The sequence below is a fragment of the Candidatus Krumholzibacteriia bacterium genome (genome assembly GCA_029865265.1).
Lineage (GTDB): Bacteria > Krumholzibacteriota > Krumholzibacteriia > WVZY01 > JAKEHA01 > JAKEHA01.
This window is the reverse complement of the sequence record JAOUHG010000030.1, coordinates 16,554-42,160: the sequence shown is the minus strand read 5'-3', so window position 1 is coordinate 42,160 and position 25,607 is coordinate 16,554. Positions and strand designations below refer to the sequence as shown.

Below are 25,607 nucleotides of genomic sequence, written 5' to 3'. Positions count from 1 at the left end.
AGCAGGATGGGGTACTGCCCGGTGCTGAACTCCTCCAGGATCTTGCGGTGGCCCTCCTTGCCGCTGGTGGTGTCGGCGTCCATGCGCAAGACGCCCACACCAGGAAACAGCGCCTTGAGATCCAGTTCCACGCGCTGCGTGCCCACGCCGGTGTAGTTCAGAAGCCGGCTGTTGCATTTGTCGCAGCGCGTTGGCACGCCTCGCTCATACCCGCACAGGTGGCACTTGAGACGCTCGTCCACGCGATGAAAGGTGAGCGAGATGTCGCAGTTCACACACATGGCCAGCCAGCCGCACGCGCCGCACTGCACGTAGCGCGCGTGACCGCGTTTGTTCAGGAACACGATGGCCTGGTGGCCCGCCTTGATGGTCTCGTCGAGGCGTTCAATGAGGTGCTGCGAGAACACCTTGCCGCGGGACTCCTCCTCGCGCATGTCCACAATCTGAATATCGGGCATGGCACCGCCGCCCACGCGGTCGGGCAGGCGCAGCAACTGGTAGCGCTTGTCACGCGCCAGGCGCAACGACTCCGCCGACGGCGTGGCCGAGCCCAGCACCACGGCGAGCCCTTCCTCCTTGCCGCGCACCATGGCCACACTGCGCGCGTGGTAGCGCGGCTTGTCGTCCTGCTTGTACGACTCGTCCTGTTCCTCGTCGACGACGATGAGGCGAAGGTCCTGTACCGGGCTGAAGACCGCACTGCGCGGCCCCACCACCACGCGGTGCTCGCCCTGCTGGATGCGCTCCCAGATGTCGAAGCGCTCCGGGCCGGTGAGACGGCTGTGAATGATGGCCACCAGGTCGCCGAAGGCACGGCGGTAACGCGCCGTCGCCTGGGGCAAGAGGCCGATCTCGGGCACGAGTACGATGCAGCCGCCGCCGCGGTTGATTACCTCGCGGATGGCGCGCAGGTAGACCTCGGTCTTGCCGCTGCCGGTGACACCGTAGATGAGCGAGGGACGGAACTCGCGCGCGGAGATGTCCTGCTCAATGCGCGTAAGCGCATCAAGCTGGGCAGGCGTCAATGTCTCGACAACGCTCTCGAGTGACTCCAGCGGCGAGACCTTTTCAACGGCATCAATGCACACGAGGCCGCGCTTGGCGAGTCCGTCGATGACGTCGCGCGCGTATCCCCACTCCGAGAGGATGGCCGGAATCGGCGCCTCGCCACCCGCGCTCAACAGTTCGGTGAGCAGCGCGAGCTGCTTCTTGGCGCGCGAGAGCTTCTTTTGCACGGCGGCGTACGCGTCGCTGGCCTCGCCTGCCGCGCGCAGCGCGTCGTCGGCGATGCGCAAGAGCCCGGTGGGCCGGGGCTTTACCTTGGCGCGCTTCAAGCTGGGCGGGATAACCGCCTGCATCGCTTCGCCGCGCGAGCATCCATAGTAGGAGGCGATCCAGTTGGCCAGCTCCAGCAGGTTGGGGGGCGCAAAGGTCTCCTGCAGCCCGGCGATCGGGCGGGTGCGCGGCACGTCGCTGGTGAGCGCCAGCTCCACCACCACGCCGTTGAGGTTGCGCCTGCCGAAGGGTACCTCCACGCGATAGCCCACCTGCACCCGCCCGCGAAACTTCTCGGGGATCTCGTAGGTGAACGACTGGTCCACCGGGATGGGCAGGACGACAGACGCGTAGCGCGGCGTCGACGCTTCGATGAGCTGCTCGGGAGGCATGGCGGGGAGTATAGCGGATTCGCGGCGGCGGATGCCCACAACCGTTACGGACGTGGCAGGAACCACAAGGCGTAGAGCGTGAGCGCGAGGGGCGGAACCAGGATAATCGCAAACGTGTACCAGCCGAGCGTCTTGGCGCGCCCCGTGGCCACGGCGATCATGCGCCCGGTGATGGTCAGTGTGATGACGCCGATGTAGAGCGCCATCGCGGCGGGAATCCATCGGTACTCGGGCTGATCGCGCGCGGCCATCGGCGCAATCGCAATCATCAAGACCGCCATCAGGAGCATCGAGAACGGCAACAGCCAGATCAAAATACGGCCGCCCCAGTTGTCCGCCTTGCCCGTGATCCCGAAGTGAATCGGAATCTCCTCCGGGAGGTCACCGTAGCGCGTGGCCACCAGGACGAAGGTCAACACGAACGCCACCGCGGCCAGGCACCAGAGCAACAGGACGGGCGTGGAAGGCGCGATGTTCATGGACGCCCCCCTACAGAGTTCCTTCTTTGAACGCCCGGATGAGTCCTTCCGCGGTGCGGGCGGCCAGCGCGGAAATCGTCAACGCGGGATTCACGGACCCGCCGGTCACGAACACGCTCCCGTCCGAGATGAAGAGATTGCGCACATCGTGGGTACGGCCCCACGCGTCGACCACGGAGGTCTGCGGATCGTTTCCCATGCGGCAGGTGCCGAGGTAGTGCGACGATTGCCCGGGCATGTAGTCGACCTTCCAGATTTCCTTCGCGCCCGAGGCCTCCAGCACATCGGTGAGATCCCTGCGGATCGCCTTCTCCATGGCGCGATCATTGTCATAGAGCTCGTTCACCAGACGCGGCGCCGGCAATCCAAACGAGTCCTTCACGGTGGGGTCGAGCATGATCCGGTTGCGTTCGTCGGGCAGCTGTTCGCCAATGGACGCCACGCACACGGAATGCCCGAACAGCTCCCGCACCCGGTTCTTGTGCGCCGCCCCCCATCCCGGAATGCGCCGCGCCATGCCCAGCGGCCAGTGCGAGTTGGCAGTCACGATGGTCGTCCATCCGCGCGCGAAACCGTTGGACGACCGCGTGGCGTAGTTGTCCTGGATCATGCCACCCGTCGGCGTGCCGCGCCACGGGTCCAGCCTCTCTTCGAATCGCCCGTGCGCGAAGATCGCGATGTGCTCGAAGAAGTTCTTCCCCAGGAGCCCGCTGGAGTTGGCCAGCCCCTCGGGGAACCGGCCGTTGGCGCTCATGAACAGCAGGCGCGGCGTCTCCACGGCGTTGGCGGCCAGCACCACCGCCCGGGCGAGCACTTCCTGCTCACGGCCCTCCGGGTCGAAGTACAGAACGCCGCGCGCTCTTCCGTCCGTTCCCATGAGGATCTGGAACGCGGTGCACTCGGTGCGGATCTCGATGTTCCCGGTGGCCTCCGCCGCGGCGATGTAGGTGACGTCCATGCTCGACTTGGCGGCAATCGAACATCCAATGTGACACGTTCCCGCGCCCACGCAGGCGGGACGGCCCTTCCACTCTCGCGACGGTATCGACACCGGCTCGCGCACCAGGTGCAGACCCAGCGACTGTGCGCCGCGCTTGATCGCATGGCTCGCAAGGTTGAAGGGATGCGGGGGGTTGGGAAACGGCGTGCTTCGCGGCGGATCAAAGGGGTTCGCCTCCTCACCGCCGGGACCGGACACGCCGAGCTCGTATTCCACGCGGGCGTAGTAGGGCTCGAGGTCGGCGTAGGTGATGGGCCAGTCCGCGCCGACGCCATCTTCGCTGTGCGTGCGAAAGTCGGATTCGTGCAGTCGTGGCGACATCGCGGCGTACTTGAGCGTCGAACCACCAACGCCCTTCACTCGCGTGTAGGTGAATTCGCGCGCGGAACCCACCGTGTACACGTCGCGCTGCTTCTGCTTCTTGAAGGCGAACTTGGCGAACTGTTCGAAATCGGTACGGTCGGAAATATAGTCGACGTACGGATTGAAGCGCGGCCCCGCCTCGATAACAACCACCGCAAGGCCCGCCTCCGCGAGTTCCTTGGCCACGACGGCGCCACCCGCGCCCGAGCCAATGATGACGACGTCCACTTCGCCGCGCTGCTTGAGCAGCGGGTGCGCAACGGGCGGGACCGGCCGGGAGGCCAGCGAATCGACGGTCTCGCGCAGGCTCGGGGCCTGGTTGCTCTTGAGACGCGGGCGTGGTTCCAGCAGGTTCTCGTAGCCGTGCGGCATGGGCGGGCCGTCATAGCCGAGCCACAGCCAGCTCACCTCGCTGGTGTAGAACGCTTCTCTCGTGTCGCGCAGCACCACCGGAAACAGATCCGCCGCGGGCACCGACCCGTTGAACGCGCCGACAAAACGCCCCAGCTTCCGTGTCACCTTGCCGGCGGCCGAACGCGACTGGAGCGTCGCCTGGTACATCGCCTCGACGTCCTTGAACAACTGCCCGCGCTTTTCCGACGGCAGTGCTGCAAAACCTGCACCGAACCGGCGTCGCGCGATTTCGTCGAAAGACAGCAGTCCGCGGGTATAGAGACGCTGCTTCTGTGGTGACACCGCCACCCAGCCACCAATGGTGGCAGCCGCGGTGGGTCCGAGCACGCTGAGTTCCGCCGCGCCGGGAATGTCGTCCTCGGTGGGCACAACCAGGCTGGCAATCGCCTCCACGATCTCACTCTCGCGGGCGGTGAACCATTTCCCGTCCTGCGCCGAACGCTGCTGGTCGAGTTCGGCGAGCGCCTGGCGACGGCTCGCGGGGAGTTTGTAGAGGCCCTCGGTGACACGGGCCACGGAGGTTGCGGCCGACTTGCGGAGCCGGCGACGCAACTGTCCCACATTTCTGCGAAGTGACATCATCCACCTTTTACGCGAGCGCATAACCGTCGGACCCTTGCCCCCCGCGCACTACACGGGCCGGAAGTTCGGGCACCAATATACCCACGCTCATCGTGCGAGCGCAACGCCGCACATCGGCCGCCCTTCAAAAGACGACGCGCGCCGGAAGGCCGACGCGCGTCGCATGGCAGCACTACAGGAACCAATCTACTTGCGGCAGCCCAGGATCTCCTGGATCCGGTCGATGAGGCGGCTGGGGCTGAACGGCTTGACAATGTAGTCCACCGCACCCACCTCGTAGCCCAGGCGCTTGTCCAGGTCGCGCCCTTTCGCAGTTAGCAACACCACCGGGATGTTCTTCGTTTCCGGGTCACGCTTGAGGCGCCGGCAGGTTTCGTACCCGTCCAGCACCGGCATCATGACGTCGAGCACGATGAGGTTCGGCTTTTCCTGCTTCGCCTTCTCGACTGCGAGCTCGCCATTGTTGGCGGTGATAACCTCAAACCCTTCCGCCCCAAGGCTGAAGTCGAGAATGTGCAGAATGTAGACTTCGTCGTCTACGATGAGAATTTTGCCCAGCGCCATTCCTGCCTCCTATGCAATTCCTGCCTAGCGCGGCGTCTCCTCGACGCTCGCGGGCGCCTCGGCTTCGCTACTCGTGGTTCGGAAGCGATCCGCGTGCCGATTCACCGAATTGATGAAAACTTCCACGACCTTCGGGTCGAACATGGTCCCGCCGCGGTGCCGGATGACCTCGACGGCCTCATTGAGGTTGTACTGCTTCTGATACGGACGGTGCGAAATCAGCGCGCGGAATGTGTCCGCGACACGGATAATGCGAGCCTCCAGGGGTATTTCATCCCCGGAGAGTTTTCCGGGATAGCCGCTGCCATCGTAGTTCTCGTGGTGGTACAACACGGCGTCACGCACACGGGGGATGAACTCGATCTGCTTGAGCATGTCGGTCCCGACGATGGTGTGCTGCTCCAGGTGCTCGCGATCCTCGTCGGTGAGTTCGCGTGGCTGCTTGATGATGTTGTGCCCGATCTTGGCCAGGCCCAGGTCGTACACGTTGAACACGTAGCGCAGGGTGGCGCTCTCCGCGGCGCTCATCCCCATGCGCTCGGCCACGTCGCGCAGCACGGTCGACAGTGCGTCGGCCGCGTGCGGATCGATGTAGCGCTTGGCGTCCAGAATCGACTTGAAGGTGGCGCGCACGTCCTCGAATTCGCGCGACTTCTCCTTGAAGTGGGACAACGCGTCCAGCGCCAGCACCACGCGCTCCGCAAACAGCTCCAGCAACGCGTGGTCCGCGTCGTCCAGCGTGTCGCGGCCCACCGGCTCGGTAACGTTGATGACACCGATGACGCGGCCATCGCGACGCACCGGCACCGACAGGAACGACTTGGACTCGTAGCGCTTGCCGTTCGTGGCGCCGCCCATGCGGTTCTCGTTTTCCACGTTGCGCACCAGGAACGCGCTGTTTCCCTGCGCTACTTGTCCGGCGATGGACTCGCCCAGGCGCACCCGCGCGTGCTCCACCACGTCCTCGTCCAGCCCGATGGCGCTCTCGATGCGCAGCTCCTTGCCGTCGTCGTCGATCATCATCAGGGACGCGCGCTTGACGTGCAGCAGCTCCGCCACCAGCTCGACCACCAGTTCCATGTAGCGCTCCACCTCGAAACGGCGTGTGGAGACGTAGTCGGTCAGCAGCTCGCTGCGCACCACGGCCTGCTTCTTGGGCACGACCACGACGAAGCGCGCGCCGCGCCCGGGCACGTTTTCCACCCAGATACGGCCGTCGTGCCACTCCACGATATTCTTGCAGATCGCCAGCCCGATGCCGGTGCCACCGTGGCGGCGCGTGGCGGTGCCATCCACCTGGTGGAAGTGATCGAAGATCTTCTCTATCTGGTCGTCGGGAATTCCGATGCCGTTGTCCTCCACGATGATGCGCGCGCTCACCACTTCGTCCTCCAGGCGCACCCACACCTGCCCGCCTTCCGGGGTGAACTTGGACGCGTTGTGCAGCAGGTTGATCACCAGTTGTTTCATCAGGTCACGCTCGGCGCGAATCTTGACCTCGCCGCGCGGCAGCTGTGCGTTCAGCGTGATGCGCTTGCCCTCGAAGTTCTTTTCCAGCTCACCGGCGGCAACGGTGACAATTTCATTGAGATTGCACGACGTGCGCTCGAAGCGCACCGCGCCCGACTCCATCTGGGAGAAATCGAGGATGTCCTCGATGAGGCCCATCAGACGGTTGCTCTCCTCCTGGATGACCACCAGGAACTCCTTGAGGATCTCGCGGTCGATGGAGCCGGCATTCTTGAGCAGGGTCTCGCAGTACGCCTTGATGGACGTCAGCGGCGTGCGGAACTCGTGCGAGATGGTCGCCACGAAGTTGGACTTCATCTTGTTGAGGCTCGAAAGCTTGTCCGCGTAGTGCTTGAGCTTCTCGTTCTTCTCGCCCACCTCGCGGTAGCGATTCAGGTTGCGAATGGCAATGGTGGCCAGGGTGGCGATGGTCTCGAGCGTGTCGATGACGTCCGCAACAGAGCGGTCGGGGTTTCCCGGGTCCTCCACCGAGATGTAGCCGATGGTCCGCTCGCCCGCGTCGTCGTCCACCAGTGGTACGATGAGCCGCTCCACCGCCTCCCACTGGTCGTCCACCAGCACGCCGGGCTCCTCGCCTTCGCGGATTGCGGGTGGGGTTCCCGACACCGGGGTGAGGTTCTTCAGGAAGTAGCTGCGTCCGACCCGCGACCGCGGCTCGGCCATCATGTCGTACTCCGCAACCGAAATGCGGTGGTTCATCACCGTGTCCTGCGCGTCGGCGTTGAGCCCCACGTAGGCCTTCGGCTCGAAACTCTGGGTCCGTTCATTGAGCACGCGGATGATCACCGTTTCGAAGCCGAGGTTCTCGCGTACCAGTTCCGCGACCATCTGCAGGAGTTCCTTGACGTTCTTGTGCTGCTGGATACGCAGGCCGATTGCCAGCATGCGCTCCATATCCTCCGCACGCCGCACCAGCGAGCGCGACTGATCCCGCTGGCGGCGTAGCTGCGAGCTGGAGTCGTCGTACATGTCTGAGGCCACGCGGCTGAGCAAGTTAAGTTCGCTGCGTGCCTTCTCCGCCTCAAAGGTGCGTACTTCCGCCTCCCGCTGCATGCGCGTGCCGATGACGATGTAGTTGGTGTGCAGCGACAACAGGCCACCGATGAGCGCCAGAATGTCCGCCATCTGCGCGCCGCGCAGGAACACCACCGCGCTGTGGCCGCTGCTCATGCCGGCCGCAACCACCAGCAGCCAGGATACGGTCAACGATCCCACCAGCAGGAACATCACCGGCCGCACTTCGCGCATCGCCGTGCGTGCCGTGGATACCATCGCACCGCTCACGCGCACGGTGGCACCCAGCAGGACCGCGGTAATCAAACCCAGGAAGGTGATGCGGCCGCTTTGCACCTGCGGCACCACCGCGTAGATCAACCCGGCGGTCAGACCGAAGACGGCGGCCTGGTACTTCACCGCGCGCCATTGCGCGCGCGCCTCGGCCTCCACCTCTTCGCGTTCCCGCGCGTGCTCCTGCTTCGCGCCGTCTTCGCCCATCTCCATGGCGTTCGGACAGAAGTCGCACACCGTGGGCATGCTGCGCGCGGCCAGGTACAGGCACAGGAAATTGAGCAGGACGTAGAGCGCGGGCGGACCCGACGGCGCCGCAATCATCGCGCCCGTGAACACCACCGCGGTAACGCGGCTGGTCCCGAAGGCCAGCGTGGCCAGGGTGCGCGAGAAGAACTGCGACGTATTGGTGGTGATGGCCTCACGCCACAGCGTCAGGAACACCAGCGCCACCAGCACGCCCCCCAGCAGGAGGTACGTGCCCGGGGTGGCAATCCCGGTTACGTGCGCTATGACAATCGGCTGCATCATGGCTGTTCCAGTGACCCTCTATCCCTTGGGCGCGCCCACCGGCGTTCCACCCAGCCGCCGCTTGCTTTCCTTTTCCTCGCGCGACGACAGCTTCCCGTCCTCCCTGAGAACGAGTATGAACGCCTCCACCACCTCGCGGTCGAACTGCGAACCCGCGTTCTTCACGATCTCCTGCACCGCTTCCTCCACCGTCTTGCGGGTGCGATAGGGGCGGCCAATGGTCATGGACTGGAAGGCGTCGATGACCGCAAGTATGCGCGCGCCCACCGGGATTTCCTCGCCCTTGAGGCCCATGGGATACCCGGTGCCGTCGTAGCGCTCGTGGTGGTAGAGAATGATGTTGCTCACCGCTTCCACGAACTCCAGCGGACGAATGAGCTCCGCGCCGCGCTCGGGGTGGCGTTGGATGCGCATCATTTCCTCGGAAGACAGGTTCAGCGTCTTGTTCAGGATTTCGTCGCTGATCTCGGTCATGCCGATGTCGTGCACACTGGCCACGTATTGCACCACGCTCACGTCCTTCTCCGAGAGCCGCATCTTGCGTGCAATCTTCAGCGCGTGATCCACCGCCTGCTCGATGACCTTGGTCTTGGTCTGCGTCTCGAGCATGCGCCGGAACGCGTCGATGGTGTCCTGCAGGAAGCTGTGCGAGTCCTCCACCATGCGCACGCGCTCCAGCGCCCGCGAGATGCGCTCGCTGAACGACATGAGCAGGTTGAGGTCGTCGTGGTCGAAGGGCGCGCCGCTGAGCTTGTTGTTCACGTTGATTACACCGACGATGACGTCGTTAACCCGCAGCGGCACCGTCACCAGCGACATGGTCTCGTACTGCGGGTTGTTGGGCGCGGTGAACACCTCGTTCTCCTCTATATTGCTGATGAGCAATGGCTCGCCATTCGCCGCCACCTTGCCCGCGATACCCTGGCCCACCTTGACCCGGGTGCTCTCCACCACCCATTCCTCCAGGCCGTACGACATCTTGATGAACAGCTCCTGGCGCGACTTGTCCAACAGCATCAGCGAAACACGCTTGGCGTTGAGGAGCTCCGCAATCATCTTCACGATCAGCTCCAGCATTTCGTGCAGTTGCTCCCGCGCGTCCACGATCTCGCCGATGTAGCCGATGAGATCGTTGAAGCAGGCCTCGCGCGGCAGCGTGAACGAGAACGTGCTGCCCACGTTCTCCTCGCTCTCCACCCGCACGGAGCCGCCATGCTGTTCCACGATGTTCTTCACGATTGCGAGGCCGAGTCCCAGGCCCTCCATCTTGGCGGACACCTGCGAACGCGCGCGGAAGTACTTGTCGAAGACGTTGCCGATTTCGTCGCGCGGGATGCCGATGCCCTGATCCGACACGCTCACCACCAGGCTCACCGCCTCCTCGCGCGCGCGCACCGTGATGGTGGTGCCTCGTGGCGAGTACTTGAGCGCGTTGGAGATGAGGTTGATGAAGACCTGCTTGATGAGGTCGGCATCGCCGTCCACCCGCGGCAGGGAGTCCGGCACATTGACGCTCACCGTGACATCCCGCTCCTTGAGCGAAGGGCTCAGCATGGACAGGACTTCTTCCACCACGGCGTGCAACGCAATGGCCGAGCGCGACACCGGGCGCTGCCCGAATTCAATCTTGGAAACATCCAGTACGTCGTTGACGATTCGGATGAGCCGGTTGGTCTCCTTGTGCACGATGTCCAGGAACTCGCGGCGCTGCACAAAGGTCGGGTCCTCGATGTTGTTGGCCAGCGTCTCCACGTAGGCCTTGATGGAGGTGAGCGGCGTGCGCAACTCGTGCGACACGTGCGACACGAAGTCCGACTTGAGAATGTTGGCCTTCTGCAGCGTCTCCATCTGCCGGTCCAGGTCCCGGATCTTGCGCTCCAGCGAGTCGTACAGGCGGCTCTTCTCGATGCCGTTGGAGAGTTGCTGGCTCAGCGTGGTCAGGAGCCTCATGTGCTGCTCGGTGATCGACTTGGGCAGGAAGTCGCCGGTGTAGATGACGCCGATGACCTGCCGCCCGGTGGTCAGCGGAAAGCCCACCAGCGAGCGAATGTCGAAGTGGTTCAGGAACTCGCTGCAGTTGGCGCGCTTGTCGCGGGTGGTGTCCTCCACCACGATGGGCGTGTTGTGGGTCCAGATCCACTCGCTCAGGCCGCCGCGCCGCATGCGCTTCTCGATCTTGCTCTCGCGTGTCGGCGTGATACCCACGAATACCGAGTGGGTGATCTCCTGCTTCTGGTTGAACAGAACAATGCTCGCCCAGGGGCGGTTGAGCAGAAGCGTGACCTCCTTGGCCACGATGCGCAGCAGCGTTTCCAGCGACATGGCCGCGTTGATGCCGGTGGTGATATCGTAGAGCCGCGTGAGCTCGTCGATGCGCGATTCGGTTTCCTGCTTCTTGCGGCGCAGGCGCTCCAGGGAGACGTTCATGCGATCCTGGAACGCGTTGGACAGGAATATCACCAGGCTGACGAATGCGGTCATCACCAGCAGTGAGCCCGCCACGAAGTGGGCGTTCTGATAGACACCGGGTGCGTTGTGATAGACGGTCTGGTGCGAAATGGTTCCGTTCATCTCCAGCACCGCCAGGGCGGCCAGCGCCGCGATGGAGGCGCTCACGAAGCACGCCACCGTGGTCTTCCACGGGAAGGTGTTGCACACGAAGAACAGCGGAATCGTGAGCATGAACAGGAACGGGCTCTCGATGGTCCCGGTGAGCTTGATGAGCGCAATCACCGCGGCCAGGTCGACGTAGCTGGAATACCACAGCAGCGCGCCGTTGCGCCGCTTCTTGTCCCACCCGAAGTGTTGCCCGATCAGCTCCCAGACCCATTCTCCGATGTACTGCAGGAACGCCGCGGCCAGAAACACCACGACCAGCGCATTGGTCGGATAGGTGAAGTCGCCCAGGAAACGCGCGGCGAACACAATTCCGAAGAATGCGAACAGCTCGATGAATCTGAGGTACAAGATGCTCAACGGATTCGACTCCAGGGCACCGGGACTCCCATCCCAGTGTGGAAACCTCTTCACGGCGACACCACCCCCGCCCACCGGTTTACGACGGAGAGCGGGAGCGTTACGTAGACCGTCGTTCCTTTGCCTTCCTCACTTCGAATCGACACGTCTCCCCCACACATGTCGACCAGGCTGCGCACCAGTGTCAGTCCCAGCCCCGAGCCGCTGGTTGTGGCTTCGTCGAGGCGAACGAAGGGCATGAAGATGCGCTTGATGTCTTCCGGCGCAATGCCCTTGCCCTCGTCGGTCACGCGAATCTTGATGAGATCGTCATCCGACACGCCGCGCATGTCTTTGCTTACTTCCAGCTCCAGGCCGACGACGCTGTTCTCCGGCGAGTAGCTCAGACCGTTTTCCAGCAGGTTCAGCACCACCAGCTTGAGCGCATTGCGGTTGATGGTCGCGGGCGGCAGCGCGTCCGGCATGTTGATCTTTACGCGCGTGCGCGGCCGCAGCTCGTCGGGAATCTGGTGCACGGCCTCCTCGATGACCTCGGCGACGTTCAACCGCTCGGCGGTCGGATCGCCGTTACCACCGTCCACCTTGAGCAGGTCCAGGTAGAACGCGTTGAGTTCGTTGAGCAGGTCGCACTCGGCGCGCGCCTTGTCGATGAAGGACAGCGCCTCGGACAGGCCGGCGCGCTGCACGTCTTCGCGCGCCAGCTGCAGGTAGCCACTGATGGCCGAGGTCGGCTTCTTCAGCTCGTGCCCCATGATGAGCCGCGTCGACGCGATGATGCGCCGGTAGCGCTCCAGGCGCAGGCGCAGCGCGTTGGCCTCGATGCGCGCGTCGTTGAGCAGCGCCTCGATGGTCGCGGTCCTGTCGTCTGCGGTGCGAATGTCCATGTTCTTGTTCAGCTCTTCGGTTTGGTGCGGACCATGTGCGCCGGAATGTCCTGGCGTCGCTCCTTCACCACCACGCTGCCCTCGATGCGTTTGCCGTAATCCTTCAGACTGGTCGCGATGTCGTTGACCTCGGCGAAGTGTTCGATCTGGTTGTCGGTGCTCTTGACCACCGCGATCGTCACCGCCATCACCGGCACGCGCTTGAGCATGCCCTGCCGGTCGCGAATCTCCAGGTAGCCGCGCTTGACGTCGTCCGGGTTGAGCAGCGTCAGGCTGCCCTTGTCGAACTCGTCCACCACGTACTGCGCCATGATCTCGGCGCGCGACGGCGCCACCACCATCACGAAGTCGTCACCGCCGATGTGTCCCACGAAGTCGTCGGCGCCGCCCAGCTTCTGCACCGCGCGGCGCAGGATCTCGGCCATGTAGCCGATGATCTCGTCGCCCTTCTGGTAACCGTAGTAGTCGTTGAAGCCCTTGAAGTTATCGATGTCGATGTACAGGAAGGCGTAGGGGTCCTTCTTGGCCACGCGGGCAATCATCTCGCGCTCGATGGCGGTGTTGCCGGGGAAACCGGTGAGCGGGTTGGCTTCCTTCTGGCGGATGTTCCACTCCAGCACGTTGCGCACGCGCAGCAGAAGCTCCTCGTTGGAGTACGGCTTGACCAGGTAGTCGTTGGCCCCGCCCTCCAGGCCGGCCACGCGATCGCGCTGGTCCCCACGCGCAGAAAGCATGATCACGGGGATCTGGTTCAGCGTGAAATCCTGTCGCATTTTGCGACAAACCTCGTAGCCGTCGATCTTGGGCATCATCACGTCCAGCAGTACCAGGCTCGGCTTTACCTCGGCGGCGCGCGCCAGGGCCTCTTCTCCATCTGCTGCGAGAAACACCTGATAGCCCGCCCGCTCCAGAGTGAAGCGCAGGATCTGACGGATATGCGGCTCGTCGTCGGCGACGAGGATGCGGTAACTCGAGTTGTCAGGAGCGTGCATATCGCCTCGAACGTGAACTCACAACGACAGTTAACGTGCTTCTACCGGGCAAGGAGCATGCCAAGGAATGCTTCGCGCTGCGCCGCGTTGCGACGCATGATTGCGCGTTACGTTTGCACGAACCGCGCCGTGGACGACCGCAGACGCGGCACGCCACAACGCGGAACAACGGGGAACAATGAGGAAGAACGGGGGAGCGGGCTGTTGGGGCTCAACGCCCGCGCGTCAGGGGAAACGCCCGGTCAGTTTTGCAGGCGCCGGCGGCGCCCCAGCACGGCGGCGGCAAAGAGGATCATGGTGAGCACGGCGTACCACGCCGCATTGCCGGATTCGACACCGGCATCCAGACATCCGGAGAAATCGAACGACGGAACGCGCTGGATCATCGCGTACCACAGAAACGTGTAGAGAGCTTCGAAGAACTTGCTCGAGCCCGTCCACACGCCCAGCGCCATGGCCAGCGACGGAACAAACGCGATTCCCACCAGCCACACGAGCAGCGCGCCGGTTTCGCCGGCGAGCTGCATGCGGATGGCGATGGGCGCGGTCATGAGAACTCCCAGGCCGATGCCCGCGATCCACGTGGCCGGAAGCTGCCGCGAAAGCGGGCGCGGCGCGGAGAAGAAGATGGATTCCGTTCCGTGTACCCGCTCGCTGGAGCCCAGGCGCGACCACAACAGCACCGGCCACAGAAACGCCAGCGGCAGCACGGGAAAGCGGAGCATCTCCACGGACATGAAGATGGACATGATCGCCACCGCCAGCGGGCCGGCGTACCACCAGCGCAGACCGCGCGTCAGCAGCTTCCACTCCGCGACGATCATCACACCCGGCCGCGCCGCGCTGGACGCGCCCGCCAGCGGGGTCAGATGGACGTGCGTTGCGGATGCTGGCTGTGTCTCCACCGCGACGGCGTCCGCCGCGGCACGCCCACGCCTGCGCCGGCGGCGCCGCGAGCCGGTGCGCGCACGCGCCGGATCGAAGCGGTCAAACGGAATCGCCGCCACCGCGCCCACCGCAAGACCGGCGAGAACCCACAGGGCCCGCCACGCAATCACCTTGCCCGTCCAGTGAATCCCGTCCCACCGGAACGTCTCCATGACCCACAGGCCATCGGCCTTGATGTGGATGCCCATCGACATGGACGGGCTGGCGGGATCGAAGGTGGGAAACGCGCGCGCGCACGCCTCCACCATTCCGGGCCACGCCACGCCCATTCCCAGGATATCGTTGTGCATCGCACTGGTGTCCGGATTCCCGAAGGCTCCCACGGTGAGGAGCCCCGTCCACCCGAACACGAACAGCACATTGCCGGGGCCGCCGCGCAGCCCGGGGATGGTCTCGAACAGCACCGCAAACGCGGCCGTGATCATGAGCACCGGAAAGGTGAGCAACAGGAAGGGCGAGAACAACTGCCACATATTGATGGAACGGTCTTCCGCGCGCAGGATCTGCATGCCGATGGCGGCCACCGCCACCACTGTCGCCATCGCTGCCAGCACGGCGAAGTTGCTCAACGTCTTTCCCAGCGTGTACTGGAGTTTGGAGGTGGGCGTGGCGGCGATGATCTGTCCCACGCGTGTGCGACGGTCGCGGTCCACCGCGTTCTTCACCACGAAGAATCCAATCATCGAGACAAACGTTCCGCAAAGGAGCGCGAGTGATGTCCCGATCCACGCCGAGTTGTAGATACCGCGATAGGAATCGAGCGAGAGCGTGACGTATTTGCTGGGGTTGGGCGGCACGAAGGCATACGCGAGGCAAACCGCCACCACCATCGTCACCAGAAACGCGTAGCGGCGCACGCGCTCGCGAAAGTCCGCGCGCGCCAGCTGGTAGAGGCGCCGGAGTGCGGTCATGCGGTGGTGGCGCCGGCGGGCGGCGCGATGTGCAGCAGGTAGGCGTCTTCCAGCGTGGGTGTGGCCGCTTGTGCCGACGGCGCCGGCTTCTCCTGGTGGACCACGCGCACGCGCACACCGTCGCTGCGGCGCAGGGTTCCGCTGATACGATGGCGCTGCTTGAGCGCCGGCAGTTCATCGCTCGGCACCACCCATTCCCACACCTTTCCCTCCACCGAGCGCAGCAGTTCCTCCGGCATGGCGCATGCCACCAGGCGGCCGCCCGCGATGAGGGCGATGCGCGTGGCGGTGGCTTCCACGTCGGAGACGATATGCGTGGAGAGAATCACGATGCGCGCACCCGACAGCTCGGAGAGCAGGTTACGAAAGCGTACGCGCTCCTCGGGGTCGAGACCCGCGGTGGGCTCGTCCACGATGAGCAGCTCGGGGTCGTTCAGCAGCGCCTGCGCGATACCCACGCGCTGGCGCATTCCGCCGGAAAATCCGCCCAGCGGGCGCTTGCGAACATCGGACAAATTGACCAGTTGCAGCAGCTCGTCGATGCGCCGCGCCGCCGCGCGCGCCCCCACGCCCTTGGCCGCGGCCACGTACTCGAGGAACTCCTGCGCGGTGAGGTTGGGGTACACGCCGAAGTCCTGCGGGAGATAGCCCAGCACGTTGCGCACCGTGTCGGGCGACTTCGTGATGTCGGTTCCGTTCCACAGCACACGGCCGTCGGTGGGGCGCGTGATGGTGGCGAGGATGCGCATCAGGGTGGACTTGCCCGCGCCGTTGGGGCCCAGCAGCCCCAGCACGCCGGGCGCCAGTTCCAGCGAGAAGTCGTCCAGACCCCGCACGCCGCCGCGGTAGGTCTTGCCGGTGCCTTCGATGGAAAGCTTCATGGATATTCGTCTACGACCAGGAGGTGATGGGGCCGCGCGTGAACACGTCCAGCGCGGCACCGTCGTCGCGGCCCGAGGCGAGCAACAACTCCGCGGTACGCGCCACCATGGCGCCGTTGTCGGTGCAGAACTCGATGAGCGGCGCGTGGTAGGCAAGACGCGCTCGCTCGCACGCCGCCTGCATCGCCGTGCGCAGGGGCCGGTTGGCGGCCACGCCGCCCGCCAGGTACACGTCGCCCACGGTATGGGCGCGCGCGCACGCCACCGTGCGTTCCACCAGCGCATCCACGATGGCCGCCTGTGCGGAAGCTGCGATGTCCGCGACGTCCTGTTCGCTGAGTGATGGGCGCGACTCCACGTGCTGGCGCACCGCGGTCTTCAGTCCGGAGAAGGAAAAATCAAAACCGCCGCGGTCGCGCATGGCGCGCGGAAAGTCGACGGCGCGCGGGTTTCCGCTCTCGGCCGCCTTCTGCACCGCGGGACCGCCGGGAAAACCGAGGCCGAGCAGCTTGGCGATCTTGTCGAAGGCCTCACCGGCCGCATCGTCGCGCGTGTTGCCCACCAGCTCGTAACGTCCGGCCTGCGTGGCGAGGTAGAGCGAGGTATGGCCGCCGGATACCACCAGCACCAGGCACGGGTAGCGCAGCCCCTCGCCGCCGAGTTCGTTGGAGAGGACGTGTGCCTCGATATGGTGCACGCCGACCACGGGGATGCCGAGCCCCAGCGCCAGCGACTTGGCAAAGCCCACGCCTACCAGCAACGATCCCACCAGGCCCGGACCGTTGCTCACCCCGATGCCACCGATGTCAGCGCCCCGCAGGCTCGTTTTCGCAAGCAGCGCGTCGTACACTGGCAAGAGCGCGCGCAGATGCTGCCGCGATGCGATCTCCGGCACCACGCCGCCGTATTCCTCGTGGATCACCTGGCTCGCGGTGAGGTTGCCGAGCAGACCGCGGCCACGCGCATAAAGCGCGAGCGACGTGTCGTCGCACGACGTTTCGATTCCGAGTACGATCATGGCATTGAACGCGCCCGCGAGGGGGCGGTTAGAGGACGCTTTCGCCGCTTTCGCCGGTGCGGATACGGATGGCATCCTCGACGGGCAGAATGAAGATCTTGCCGTCGCCGATGGAACCGGTGCGCGCCACCTTCACAATGGTCTCGACCACGTTGTCGACCTCATCGTCGGTGACGAACATTTCCAGCTTGCTCTTGGGCAGGAAGTCCACGCGGTACTCACTGCCGCGGTACAGCTCGGTATGGCCCTTCTGGCGCCCGAAGCCCTTGACCTCGGACACGGTAAGCCCCTTGATCCCGATTTCCATGAGCGCCGACTTGACGTCGTCGAGCTTGAACGGCTTGATGAATGCTTCAATTTTTTTCATTGTTACTGAGGGGAGCCGGCCCTCGCTCCACGAACCCTAGTTTAGTGTGGTGAAATGGCTTACGCAAGTGGTATGTTCGCGGCGAGCGGCCCTCCCACCACCATGCCCGAGCACGTTCATCAGAAGCTTCGCGCCGTCGTGGAGGACGTCCACGAGGCAATGATGCGCTCCCTCGTGGACGCGCCCGCCGCCGATCACCCCCCGCAGGATCTCGCCCTTGAAACCCGCATCGCCGAGTGCGGTTTTGGCGCATCCAGCGCGGTTGCGTCCAGTTTTCAGCGGGTGTGCGAGCGCGTCCTCGCCGCCGATCTCAATGACGAGGACGTCATCCTCATCGTCGAGGCCTGCCTGCGCAGCGCCTCCCCCGACGCCGCCATCGTCAACCTGGAGCGCTACCTCGAGAGCACCGGCAGCGTGTCCGTATTCCTGCGCACCATGCTCGCGGCGCCTCCGGTTCTCAACCTCGTGACCACGGTGTTCGGCGCGAGCCAGCACCTCGCCGATATTCTCGTGCGCCAGCCGGGTTTCGTGTACTGGCTGATGGAACAGTCCACGTGGGACTCGCCGGACGACGTGGACAGCTTTTCCGAGTGGCTCGCGCGCGAGGTGGAGGCGTTCCGCAGCGTGGAGGGTAAGCTCAATGCGGTGCGCCGCGCCCACCGCCAGGCGCTGCTCAAGATCGGCGTGCTCGACATGGTGAGCGGCGCGTCGGTTGAGGAGGTGACGCGCCGGCTGAGCGATCTCGCCGACGCCATCGCGCGCACCGTGCTGGACGTGGTATTCGACGAACTCGGTGACGACGCCCGGCCCCGCGGTATCGCGGTCATCGCGATGGGAAAGCTGGGCGGTCGCGAGCTCAACTACAGCAGCGACATCGACCTCATATTTGCCTGCCAGGAGTGCGACGACGACACGCTGCACTTCTACACGCGCGTGGCGCGCCGCTTCGCCGACGCCATGTCCGCGCTCACCGAGGAGGGCTATCTCTACCGCGTGGACCTGCGCCTGCGCCCCGACGGCAAGGCGGGCCCGCTGGTGAACACCGAACAGGCACTGCTGATCTACTACGAGAACCGTGGCCGCCCGTGGGAGTTCCAGGCCATGATGAAAGCGCGCGCCATCGCCGGCGACCTTGCGCTGGGCGAGCGCTTCCTCGACTCGATCGGCAAGCTCATCTACAGCAGCGCACTGCCCTACTCGCCGCTGGAGGCGGTGGGTGCCATGCGCGACCAGATCAAGGAGAACCTGCGCGCCAACCAGCGCGGCCACAACATCAAACTCATGGCGGGCGGCATCCGCGATATCGAGTTCGTTGCCCAGGCCGGCCAGATCATGCACGCGCCGCAGCACAAGGAGTTGCGCACGCCCAACACGCTGGTGTCGCTTTCCACGCAGCGGCGCTTGAAGCTGCTCAAGGAATGGGACGCGGATAACCTCATGGCCGCGTACCGGTTCTTCCGCCTGGTGGAGCATCGCCTGCAGATGATGCACCAGCTGCAGACGCACACGCTCCCGGATTCCGACGAGGAAATTGCGCTGCTGGCAAGGCGCGTGTCGCACGGGCCGCTGGGGTCGTTCACCACGGAGAGTTTCATCGACACGCTCTCGCGGCACCTGAACAACGTGCGCGCGTTCGCGGACGCGTTCTTTGCGGGCGAATCCGTGCACCCGCACTCGGTGCTGCTCATGCTCCCCGAGGACAGCGAGCGCGCGGTAACCATCCTGCGCCAGGTCGGCATCCGCGACGTTCCGCGCGCCATGCGCACGCTGCACGGCATGGCCTACGGCTCCTTTCCGCGCCTGCTCGACCGGCGCGCGCGCGCCGAGTTCGAAAAGCTGCTGCCGTTTCTGCTGGAGGACGTGGCCGCCACCGGCGATCCTGACACCGCGCTGGTGCGCGTGGCGCAGGTTGCCGCCGCGGAGAAGAGCGAGTCGTCTTTTTACGGTTTGCTGGTGGACTCTCCCGCGGCGCGGCGGCTGCTGGTGGGTATCGCAGGGATGTCATCGCTGCTGACGCGCGAGCTTTGCGCGCAGATCGGCGTGCTGGATTCTCTCATCGGCGACGGGGGCGAGGCGGTGGACCAGATGCTCGCCGAGGTGCCGGAATGGGAGCGTTTTTCGGCGCGCGAAGCGTTTGCCAGGGGCTCGCGCGCAACCACCGAGCGTCGCGAGCGCCAGCGGCAGTGGTTCGAGCGTCTGCGGTTGCTGACATTCGCGGAGTCGTTTCGCAATGGCTTCCACCCCGGGCCACACGGCATCACCGGCGAGAAGGCGCGCGCCGCGGGTGCGCGCGTCCATCTGGCGGCCGCCTTCGACGAGATGGTTCCGGAGAAGGAGCGCGTGGCGGTGTTCGTCATGGGCTCGTACGGCGTGGGGGAACCGCGCATCACCAGCGATCTCGACCTGCTGGTGGTGGCCGACGGCGTGGACCTGCCGGACCTCATGCAGCGCGTGCAGGCCATCAACCAGTGGTTCACCGACGGCCGCATCCTCAAGCTCGACTTCCGCCTGCGCGCGGAGGGTGCCAGCTCACCGCTGGTCCAGGATCTCGCCTTCTACGACGAGTACTTCAAGACGCGCGCGTCGCTGTGGGAACGGGTGGCATTTGCCAAGTGCTCGCCCTGGTGGGGTGGCGAGAAGGCGCGCCTCGGGTTCCTGCGCAAGCTGCGCGCGTTCGTGGCGCGGCCGTTTTCGGCGGAGGAGATCACCGCGCTCGCCCAGATGCGCGCGCGTGTCGAGGGGCTGGCGCCAAAGAAGTTCGTGGAATGGGATACCAAGCGCTCCGCGGGTGGCCGCTACGACATCGAATACATCCTCGCGGTGGGCATGGCGGCAACCTGCATGGATCGCGTGGACTTCTTTACCATGAGCACGCACGAGCGCATCGACGCGCTGCTGGGAACCGGCTACCTGACCGCTGACGAAGGGGCCCTGCTGCGCGATGCGGTCGATCTGTTTACGCGCGTGGAACACTTCATGGAGCTGCAGGAGATGAGTCACCCGGGGACGGAGGAAAAGGCGCGCTGGCTGGAAGGTCACCTGGCGCGGCTGTCCGAAGAGACCGGCGCGCCCGCGTCACTCGCCGCGCTGACGGATACCAAGACCGGGGTGCGCGGCGTCTACACCCGCCACCTCGATCAATCAATCTGACCCCGCAACGTTTCGCGGATGGTCCGAAGCGCATCGGCATCCCGCACCTTGCTCCCCGCTTCGTCCCGCACGTAGAACGAGTCGATGGCCCGCGTGGCTTCGGTGGAGATACGCGCGCGCGCAATGGAGAGCCCCTGCCCGGACAGCGAGCGGGTGATGGTGTACAGCAGACCCGGGCGATCCTGCGCAAACACGTCGATGATGGTGTAGTCCTCCGAGGTGTCGTTCTCGAATTGTACACGGGTCTCGATGGGAATTCGTGGCTTGAGAACGCGGCGCCAGCGGCGAGCGTGGTCGTGGGTGGCTTCCTCCAGATCGAGCTTGCCGTCGAAGATCTTCTTCAAGTCGGCGCGGATGTGCTCGAAACGTTTGAGCATCTCCTGCTGCGGCAGCAACCCGTCGCGGTCGATGGGTTCCACCACGAACACATCGATCACCTTGCCGTCGCGGCGCGTAAACGCAAACGCATTGAGAATGGTGAAGTCGTTGATGGCCAGCACACCGCACAGCTCCGACAGGCGGTACGGCTTGTCGTGGGTGCAGAAGGTGATCTCGTGCGCGGCACCCGCGATGCGATGGCTCACCAAGAAGGGCTCGCCGTCCAGGCGCTCGATCATGCGCATGTGGTCACCCACCATCTCCGCGGTCATGGTGAGCAGGTAGCCGCCGGGCAGCAGGTCCAGGTGCGCCAACGCACGGGCACGGTCGCCGCCGCTGAACGCGGCCAGCAGGTTCTCCTTGTGCTGCCGGTATACCTCCTCCGGCGCCTTCTCGCGACGCGCCATGAAGTCGTACGCGCGCGCGTACAACTCCCACAGCAGCGTGCGCTTCCACTCGTTCCACACCAGCGGCGAGGTTGCGCGGTAGTCCGCGTAGGTCAACAGGCACAGGTACTTGAGCCGGGTGCGGTTGCCGACGCGGTCGCAGAAGGCGGTGATGGTGCCGATGTCGGTGGGATCGCGGCGCTGGCTGAAGTGCGACATCACCAGGTGCTGCGCCACCAGGAAGCACACCAGCTCGATCTCTTCTTCGGCCAGCCCCATGCGCTCCAGGATGACGCGCGAGAGCACCGCACCGCGCGCGGCGTGGTCGTGGCCTTCGATCTTGCCGATGTCGTGCAGCAGTGCGGCCAGAAACAGAATGCGTTTTTGCGGCAATTCCGAGTACAGCCGCACCAGGAAGTCCCCCGCCGCCGGGTCCGATTTGCCCAGCGACACCAGGTTCTCCAGCACCTTGAAGCTGTGTTCGTCGACGGTATAGTGGTGGTACAGGTCGTAGCGCTTGAGGCAGGTGAGCTGGTCGTACTCGGGGATGATCTTCATGAGAAAGCGCGTCTCGTGGAGTGAACGCACCACCAACGCCACGTTGCGGTCGTCGTCCAGCAGCGCCGGAAAACCGCGGCGCATGCGCCGCACCACGTCGGCGCCGCCGAGCTCCTCGTCGAGCACGTGTTCGAGCCGGCGCCGCAACGCCCGCTCCAGCTTCTGCCCGCCCGCCTTCTGCTTCTCGAACACCAGTAGCGGGTTCTTGCGCAGCGACGGCAGGCGCAGCGCCACATTCAAACGCGAGCCGTCCTTCTTGAGGCGCGATCTCCCCAGCAGCACACCCACGTTGTTGCCGTAGTCCAGCGCTTGCAAACAGTCCGCGGTGATGCGGTAGATGGCGCGCGAGTGGCGGTAGTACTCGCGCATGAAGAACTCCACCGCCAGGTGGTCGCCGCGCTTTCGGTAACCCAGCGCATCCGCCACTCCCTGTTGCGCGGCCACGATGAGCGAGTCCTGCTTGGACTTGGTGGACAGGTGCAGTTCCACGCGCACGCGGGTGAGAAAGTCGTACGCGGCTTCCAGTTCGCGCCGCTCGCCGCGTAACAGGAGCCCCTTCTGGCGCAGCGCCTTCAGGCCCTGCTCGGTGCGCCCCACCGACCCCAGCCACACCAGCGTCTGGTAGTCGCGCAACCCGCCGGGGCTGGACTTCACGTTGGGCTCGATGAGCTGAAAGCTGTTGCCGAACTTTTCGTAGCGTTCGATTACATCGGCGGTCTTGCGACGCAGGAACTCCTCGCGCTCGTTGCGGCGCACGCGGCCAATCTTCTTATCCAGTGCGCGCGCGACCCGGCGCGATCCGCACACCCAGCGGCTCTCGATGAGCGCGGTCTTGGTGTCCATGTCGCGGGTGAGGGCGGTGTCGGCTTCCACCACGGACTCGACTGCGTGCCCGAGTTCGAATCCGCAATCCCACATGAGGCGGATGAACGACGACGCCACCGCTTCCACAATCTTGGTTTTGCGCCCGCAGGTAATGAGAATGTCGACGTCGGAGAACGGCGCCAGTTCCGCGCGGCCGTAGCCGCCCAGGGCCACCACCGCCACGTCGGTTTCGTCCACGGTGAGGCCGTTCTCCTCGGCCGCGTGCTGAAAGAGCAGCCCCACGATGGTGTCCACCATGCGCGTGTAGGACGCGACGAACTCGAGCCCTCGGGTCTGCGGGGTGCGGCCGTCGATGATGGGACGGGTGAGGAGGGCAAAGTACGCCCGCGTCTCCGCCACCAGGTGCTCGCGCGAGGCGAGTGCCTCGGGCGTCATCACGGCCGGGAGCGCGCTGGCGGAACCGGCGCGCTTGCGCCGTGTGCGTGGTTTGGTGGCGGGTTTGCGGGGTGTCACGGAGGGCATTCTACGCCAGGCGCCGGGCAAAAGGAAAGAGAGCGCTGAGCGGTTGGCACGGTCAATGCGTGGTGTTCGGCAGGAGATTGACAATGTCGCCTCGCATGCATACTTGGGCTTCCGTCCTCATCCTCGTGGCTCTCGGCTGCGGCCAGAACGACCTCACCCAGAGCGTAACCCCGGCGCCCCCCACCACGGACGATCTCATCATTGCCGATTGCTACGAGATCCAGGCCGCGCTGGAGGCGTACGCCGCCGAGCACGACGGGTTGTTCCCGGGCGGGTTTGGTGACACGGACGTCAACGTCATGCAGGCCGACCTGCTCCGCCCCAACCGCTACACCGGCCTCATGACCGAGCCGCGCCTGCTCGGGCAGGACCGCCGCTGGCCGGGACAGATCGGCGTCACGCTCTTCCAGGAGTTGAGCCCCTATGGCCAGGAGCCGTGGGGAAGCACCGAAGTGCACGGCTACCGCATCACGGGGCGCGGCGCGCACGACGTGATCATCACTTTGCAGAGCACGGCCTCGGTGTCGCCGGAAGCACTGCAGGCGTATGACACTCTGTGGGAGTCGGTGAACCTGGTTGCGGCCGCACTGGAGCAGTTTCGCGCCGAGAAGGGCGTGTACCCGGCGTACACCGGAGACGAAACTCCGCTTGGGAACACCATGGTCGACTTCCTTCCCGGGGGAACGTTGTTGATGAATCCGATCAGCGACGTGCGTGACAGCCCCACTGATGGCTCTGCTGCTGCTCCTTGTCAGATCGGATACACGGCGCTTCACCGATCCAGCGATGGAACGGTTGACGCTTACGTGTTGGACGTGCTTGGACCTGATGGGGTCTCCGTGATATTCAGCCTCTTGCCCTTTTCCTCCCAGGACTGGGGCGGGTGATATTTGATGAGCTACTTGCAGTGCGCCGTCGAAGCGTTCAAGGCCGCTGGGACAACGGCGAGGTTGTGGGCTACGTGATCAACGGCTTCGGCATTGTCGAAGAGTTCTACCGCATCGAAGTGCTGCCGTAGTCACTCCCACAGTGGGAGTGAATAGCGAATGTCCTTGCGCTCATCGTTTCTTGTTGATGATTCACGCGACGCCTATATAATGCAGACATACACGTCGGCTCCTCCCACTTGACCCTGCTTTCGAGTGAGGAGGCTGTGCGATGTCCCTGCGATCTCTCCCCGACCTTGCCGTTCTCAACCGCATCAAACGACTGTCCGGAGTCGAACGCACGTTCACGCTGCGCGTGCTGGAGTGCCTCATCGAGATTGAGTGGCGCAAGCTGCACTTCGCGCTGGGATACAGTTCCATGTTCAACTTCTGCACGTCGGGCCTGGGTTACTCGGGATCGGCGGCGGGCCGGCGCATCCAGGCGGCGCGCACGGTGGCGCGGTTCCCGGAGATCATGCAACTGCTGCAGGCCAACGAGGTCAACGTGTGCACGGTCTCTCGCGTGTCGCGCATTGTCACGCCGCGCAACAAGGACGAAGTACTCGCGCGCATCCGGCGCAAGACGCTGGACGAGGTGATCGCGCTTGTCGCGGAGTACCGGTTGCCGGAGGCGGTGATTCTCGACCGCGTGCGTGATGTGGTGGTGGCCCCTCCGCGCAGCCCGCTGTTGGAATCGATGCCCTGGCGGAAAAGCAGCTCGTTTGCATCGTCCAACACGCGTCCGCCCAAGGATGACACATCCGCCAGCATGCCCATGCCCGATTCCGGCGATGATGCCCCGAACGCAACTTCATCGGAGCCGTCTGACAGCGCGCCACCGCCGGGCACACTTGAGGGTGATCTGCAACACCGCATCATCCTGCGCTTCGGCGTGAGTGCGGCGTTCATGACCAAGCTGGATCGCATTCGCGCGCTCGCCTGGCACCGTCTGCCTGCGAATGCAACCCTGGAGCACGTGTTCGAACTCGTCCTCGACGACACGCTCAAGCGAAGCGATCCCGTGCTCCGGCGCGAGCAACGCTCGCGCCGCGAGCTGGCAAGAACTGAGACTGTGCAATCCTCACCGTCCAGCACGCCAGGCTCCCAAGCTGACTCACCCAACCCGCGCCAGATTCCTCTTCGCATGCGCGACGATGTCTTCGCGCGCGATCATGGCCGCTGCACGTTCGTTGGCCCCGATGGTCGCCGCTGCGACGCAACGCGCGGACTGCAGATCGATCACATCGTTCCCGTCGCGCAGGGCGGCACCGGCGAGATCGGCAACCTCCGGCTTCTTTGTGCGCAGCACAACCGGTTGCTGGCCGAGCGGCTGCTGGGTGCCAGAGTCGATCGTCCACGCGGTGAGGCCGAACTTGAGGAAACGCCCTGAGGAGCGCTTGTGAAAAGAGTGCGTACTCCCACAGTGGGAGTGAATGTAAAGATCCTCCGGCGGCGGCGAAACCGCGAG

General features: G+C 64.8%; 16 protein-coding genes. 3 read left to right on the top strand and 13 right to left on the bottom strand.

Annotation, left to right across the window (positions count from 1 at the left end; translation table 11 throughout):
- The 12 genes from priA to OEX18_12135 form a co-directional block, all read right to left on the bottom strand.
- Positions 1–1,667 (bottom strand): primosomal protein N' (gene priA, locus OEX18_12190; GenBank protein ID MDH4338023.1); only part of this gene is annotated, 1,667 nt, incomplete at its 3' end.
- Between the two features lie 44 nt (positions 1,668–1,711).
- A complete protein-coding gene (locus tag OEX18_12185) occupies positions 1,712–2,146 on the bottom strand; it encodes a DUF1648 domain-containing protein (protein MDH4338022.1) in 435 nt (144 codons plus the stop codon).
- Positions 2,147–2,156: 10 nt separating this feature from the next.
- Positions 2,157–4,502 carry a GMC family oxidoreductase N-terminal domain-containing protein gene (locus OEX18_12180; protein ID MDH4338021.1) on the bottom strand — a complete coding sequence of 782 codons (2,346 nt, stop codon included), beginning with the start codon at positions 4,500–4,502 and terminating at the stop codon, positions 2,157–2,159.
- Between the two features lie 189 nt (positions 4,503–4,691).
- Positions 4,692–5,069 (bottom strand): response regulator, encoded by a 378-nt coding sequence (locus OEX18_12175; GenBank protein MDH4338020.1) that lies wholly within the window; start codon positions 5,067–5,069, stop codon positions 4,692–4,694.
- A gap of 24 nt (positions 5,070–5,093) precedes the next feature.
- Positions 5,094–8,417 (bottom strand): ATP-binding protein, encoded by a 3,324-nt coding sequence (locus tag OEX18_12170; GenBank protein MDH4338019.1) that lies wholly within the window; start codon positions 8,415–8,417, stop codon positions 5,094–5,096.
- Positions 8,418–8,435: 18 nt separating this feature from the next.
- Complete coding sequence (locus OEX18_12165; protein MDH4338018.1) at positions 8,436–11,393, bottom strand: GAF domain-containing protein; 2,958 nt, start codon at positions 11,391–11,393, stop codon at positions 8,436–8,438.
- Between the two features lie 50 nt (positions 11,394–11,443).
- Positions 11,444–12,277, bottom strand: coding sequence for a HAMP domain-containing histidine kinase (locus OEX18_12160; GenBank protein MDH4338017.1), 834 nt, complete (start codon positions 12,275–12,277; stop codon positions 11,444–11,446).
- Positions 12,278–12,285: 8 nt separating this feature from the next.
- Positions 12,286–13,269: a response regulator gene (locus OEX18_12155; GenBank protein MDH4338016.1), complete on the bottom strand. Its 984-nt coding sequence runs from the start codon at positions 13,267–13,269 to the stop codon at positions 12,286–12,288.
- Between the two features lie 242 nt (positions 13,270–13,511).
- Positions 13,512–15,128, bottom strand: a complete 1,617-nt coding sequence (locus OEX18_12150) for an ABC transporter permease (protein MDH4338015.1) — start codon at positions 15,126–15,128, stop codon at positions 13,512–13,514.
- Positions 15,125–16,009, bottom strand: a complete 885-nt coding sequence (locus tag OEX18_12145) for an ABC transporter ATP-binding protein (GenBank protein MDH4338014.1) — start codon at positions 16,007–16,009, stop codon at positions 15,125–15,127. The genes OEX18_12150 and OEX18_12145 overlap by 4 nt, the downstream gene beginning before the upstream one ends.
- A gap of 10 nt (positions 16,010–16,019) precedes the next feature.
- Positions 16,020–17,027, bottom strand: a complete 1,008-nt coding sequence (gene tsaD, locus OEX18_12140; protein MDH4338013.1) for a tRNA (adenosine(37)-N6)-threonylcarbamoyltransferase complex transferase subunit TsaD — start codon at positions 17,025–17,027, stop codon at positions 16,020–16,022.
- A gap of 28 nt (positions 17,028–17,055) precedes the next feature.
- Positions 17,056–17,394: a P-II family nitrogen regulator gene (locus OEX18_12135; GenBank protein MDH4338012.1), complete on the bottom strand. Its 339-nt coding sequence runs from the start codon at positions 17,392–17,394 to the stop codon at positions 17,056–17,058.
- A gap of 54 nt (positions 17,395–17,448) precedes the next feature.
- Between OEX18_12135 and OEX18_12130 the strand changes: the two genes are divergently transcribed.
- Positions 17,449–20,544, top strand: a complete 3,096-nt coding sequence (locus OEX18_12130; protein MDH4338011.1) for a DUF294 nucleotidyltransferase-like domain-containing protein — start codon at positions 17,449–17,451, stop codon at positions 20,542–20,544.
- On the opposite strand, the gene glnD is transcribed toward OEX18_12130, so the two are convergent.
- A complete protein-coding gene (gene glnD, locus OEX18_12125; GenBank protein MDH4338010.1) occupies positions 20,532–23,204 on the bottom strand; it encodes a [protein-PII] uridylyltransferase in 2,673 nt (890 codons plus the stop codon). The two genes, OEX18_12130 and glnD, sit on opposite strands and share 13 nt — an antisense overlap.
- Positions 23,205–23,296: 92 nt before the next feature.
- Here glnD and OEX18_12120 point away from each other — a divergent pair, with 92 nt between their 5' ends.
- Complete coding sequence (locus OEX18_12120; GenBank protein MDH4338009.1) at positions 23,297–24,100, top strand: hypothetical protein; 804 nt, start codon at positions 23,297–23,299, stop codon at positions 24,098–24,100.
- A 271-nt stretch (positions 24,101–24,371) separates the two neighbouring features.
- Positions 24,372–25,529 carry an HNH endonuclease gene (locus OEX18_12115; protein MDH4338008.1) on the top strand — a complete coding sequence of 386 codons (1,158 nt, stop codon included), beginning with the start codon at positions 24,372–24,374 and terminating at the stop codon, positions 25,527–25,529.
- Positions 25,530–25,607: the final 78 nt, after the last annotated feature.

Coding starts and splice junctions, on each gene's coding strand:
- OEX18_12145 (MDH4338014.1), bottom strand. CDS start 16,009: ATGAAGCTTTCCATCGAAGGCACCGGCAAGACCTACCGCGGCGGCGTG.
- OEX18_12170 (MDH4338019.1), bottom strand. CDS start 8,417: ATGATGCAGCCGATTGTCATAGCGCACGTAACCGGGATTGCCACCCCG.
- OEX18_12120 (MDH4338009.1), top strand. CDS start 23,297: ATGTCGCCTCGCATGCATACTTGGGCTTCCGTCCTCATCCTCGTGGCT.
- OEX18_12160 (MDH4338017.1), bottom strand. CDS start 12,277: ATGGACATTCGCACCGCAGACGACAGGACCGCGACCATCGAGGCGCTG.
- tsaD (MDH4338013.1), bottom strand. CDS start 17,027: ATGATCGTACTCGGAATCGAAACGTCGTGCGACGACACGTCGCTCGCG.
- OEX18_12135 (MDH4338012.1), bottom strand. CDS start 17,394: ATGAAAAAAATTGAAGCATTCATCAAGCCGTTCAAGCTCGACGACGTC.
- OEX18_12185 (MDH4338022.1), bottom strand. CDS start 2,146: ATGAACATCGCGCCTTCCACGCCCGTCCTGTTGCTCTGGTGCCTGGCC.
- OEX18_12180 (MDH4338021.1), bottom strand. CDS start 4,502: ATGTCACTTCGCAGAAATGTGGGACAGTTGCGTCGCCGGCTCCGCAAG.
- OEX18_12175 (MDH4338020.1), bottom strand. CDS start 5,069: ATGGCGCTGGGCAAAATTCTCATCGTAGACGACGAAGTCTACATTCTG.
- OEX18_12150 (MDH4338015.1), bottom strand. CDS start 15,128: ATGACCGCACTCCGGCGCCTCTACCAGCTGGCGCGCGCGGACTTTCGC.
- OEX18_12115 (MDH4338008.1), top strand. CDS start 24,372: ATGTCCCTGCGATCTCTCCCCGACCTTGCCGTTCTCAACCGCATCAAA.
- OEX18_12155 (MDH4338016.1), bottom strand. CDS start 13,269: ATGCACGCTCCTGACAACTCGAGTTACCGCATCCTCGTCGCCGACGAC.
- OEX18_12130 (MDH4338011.1), top strand. CDS start 17,449: ATGGCTTACGCAAGTGGTATGTTCGCGGCGAGCGGCCCTCCCACCACC.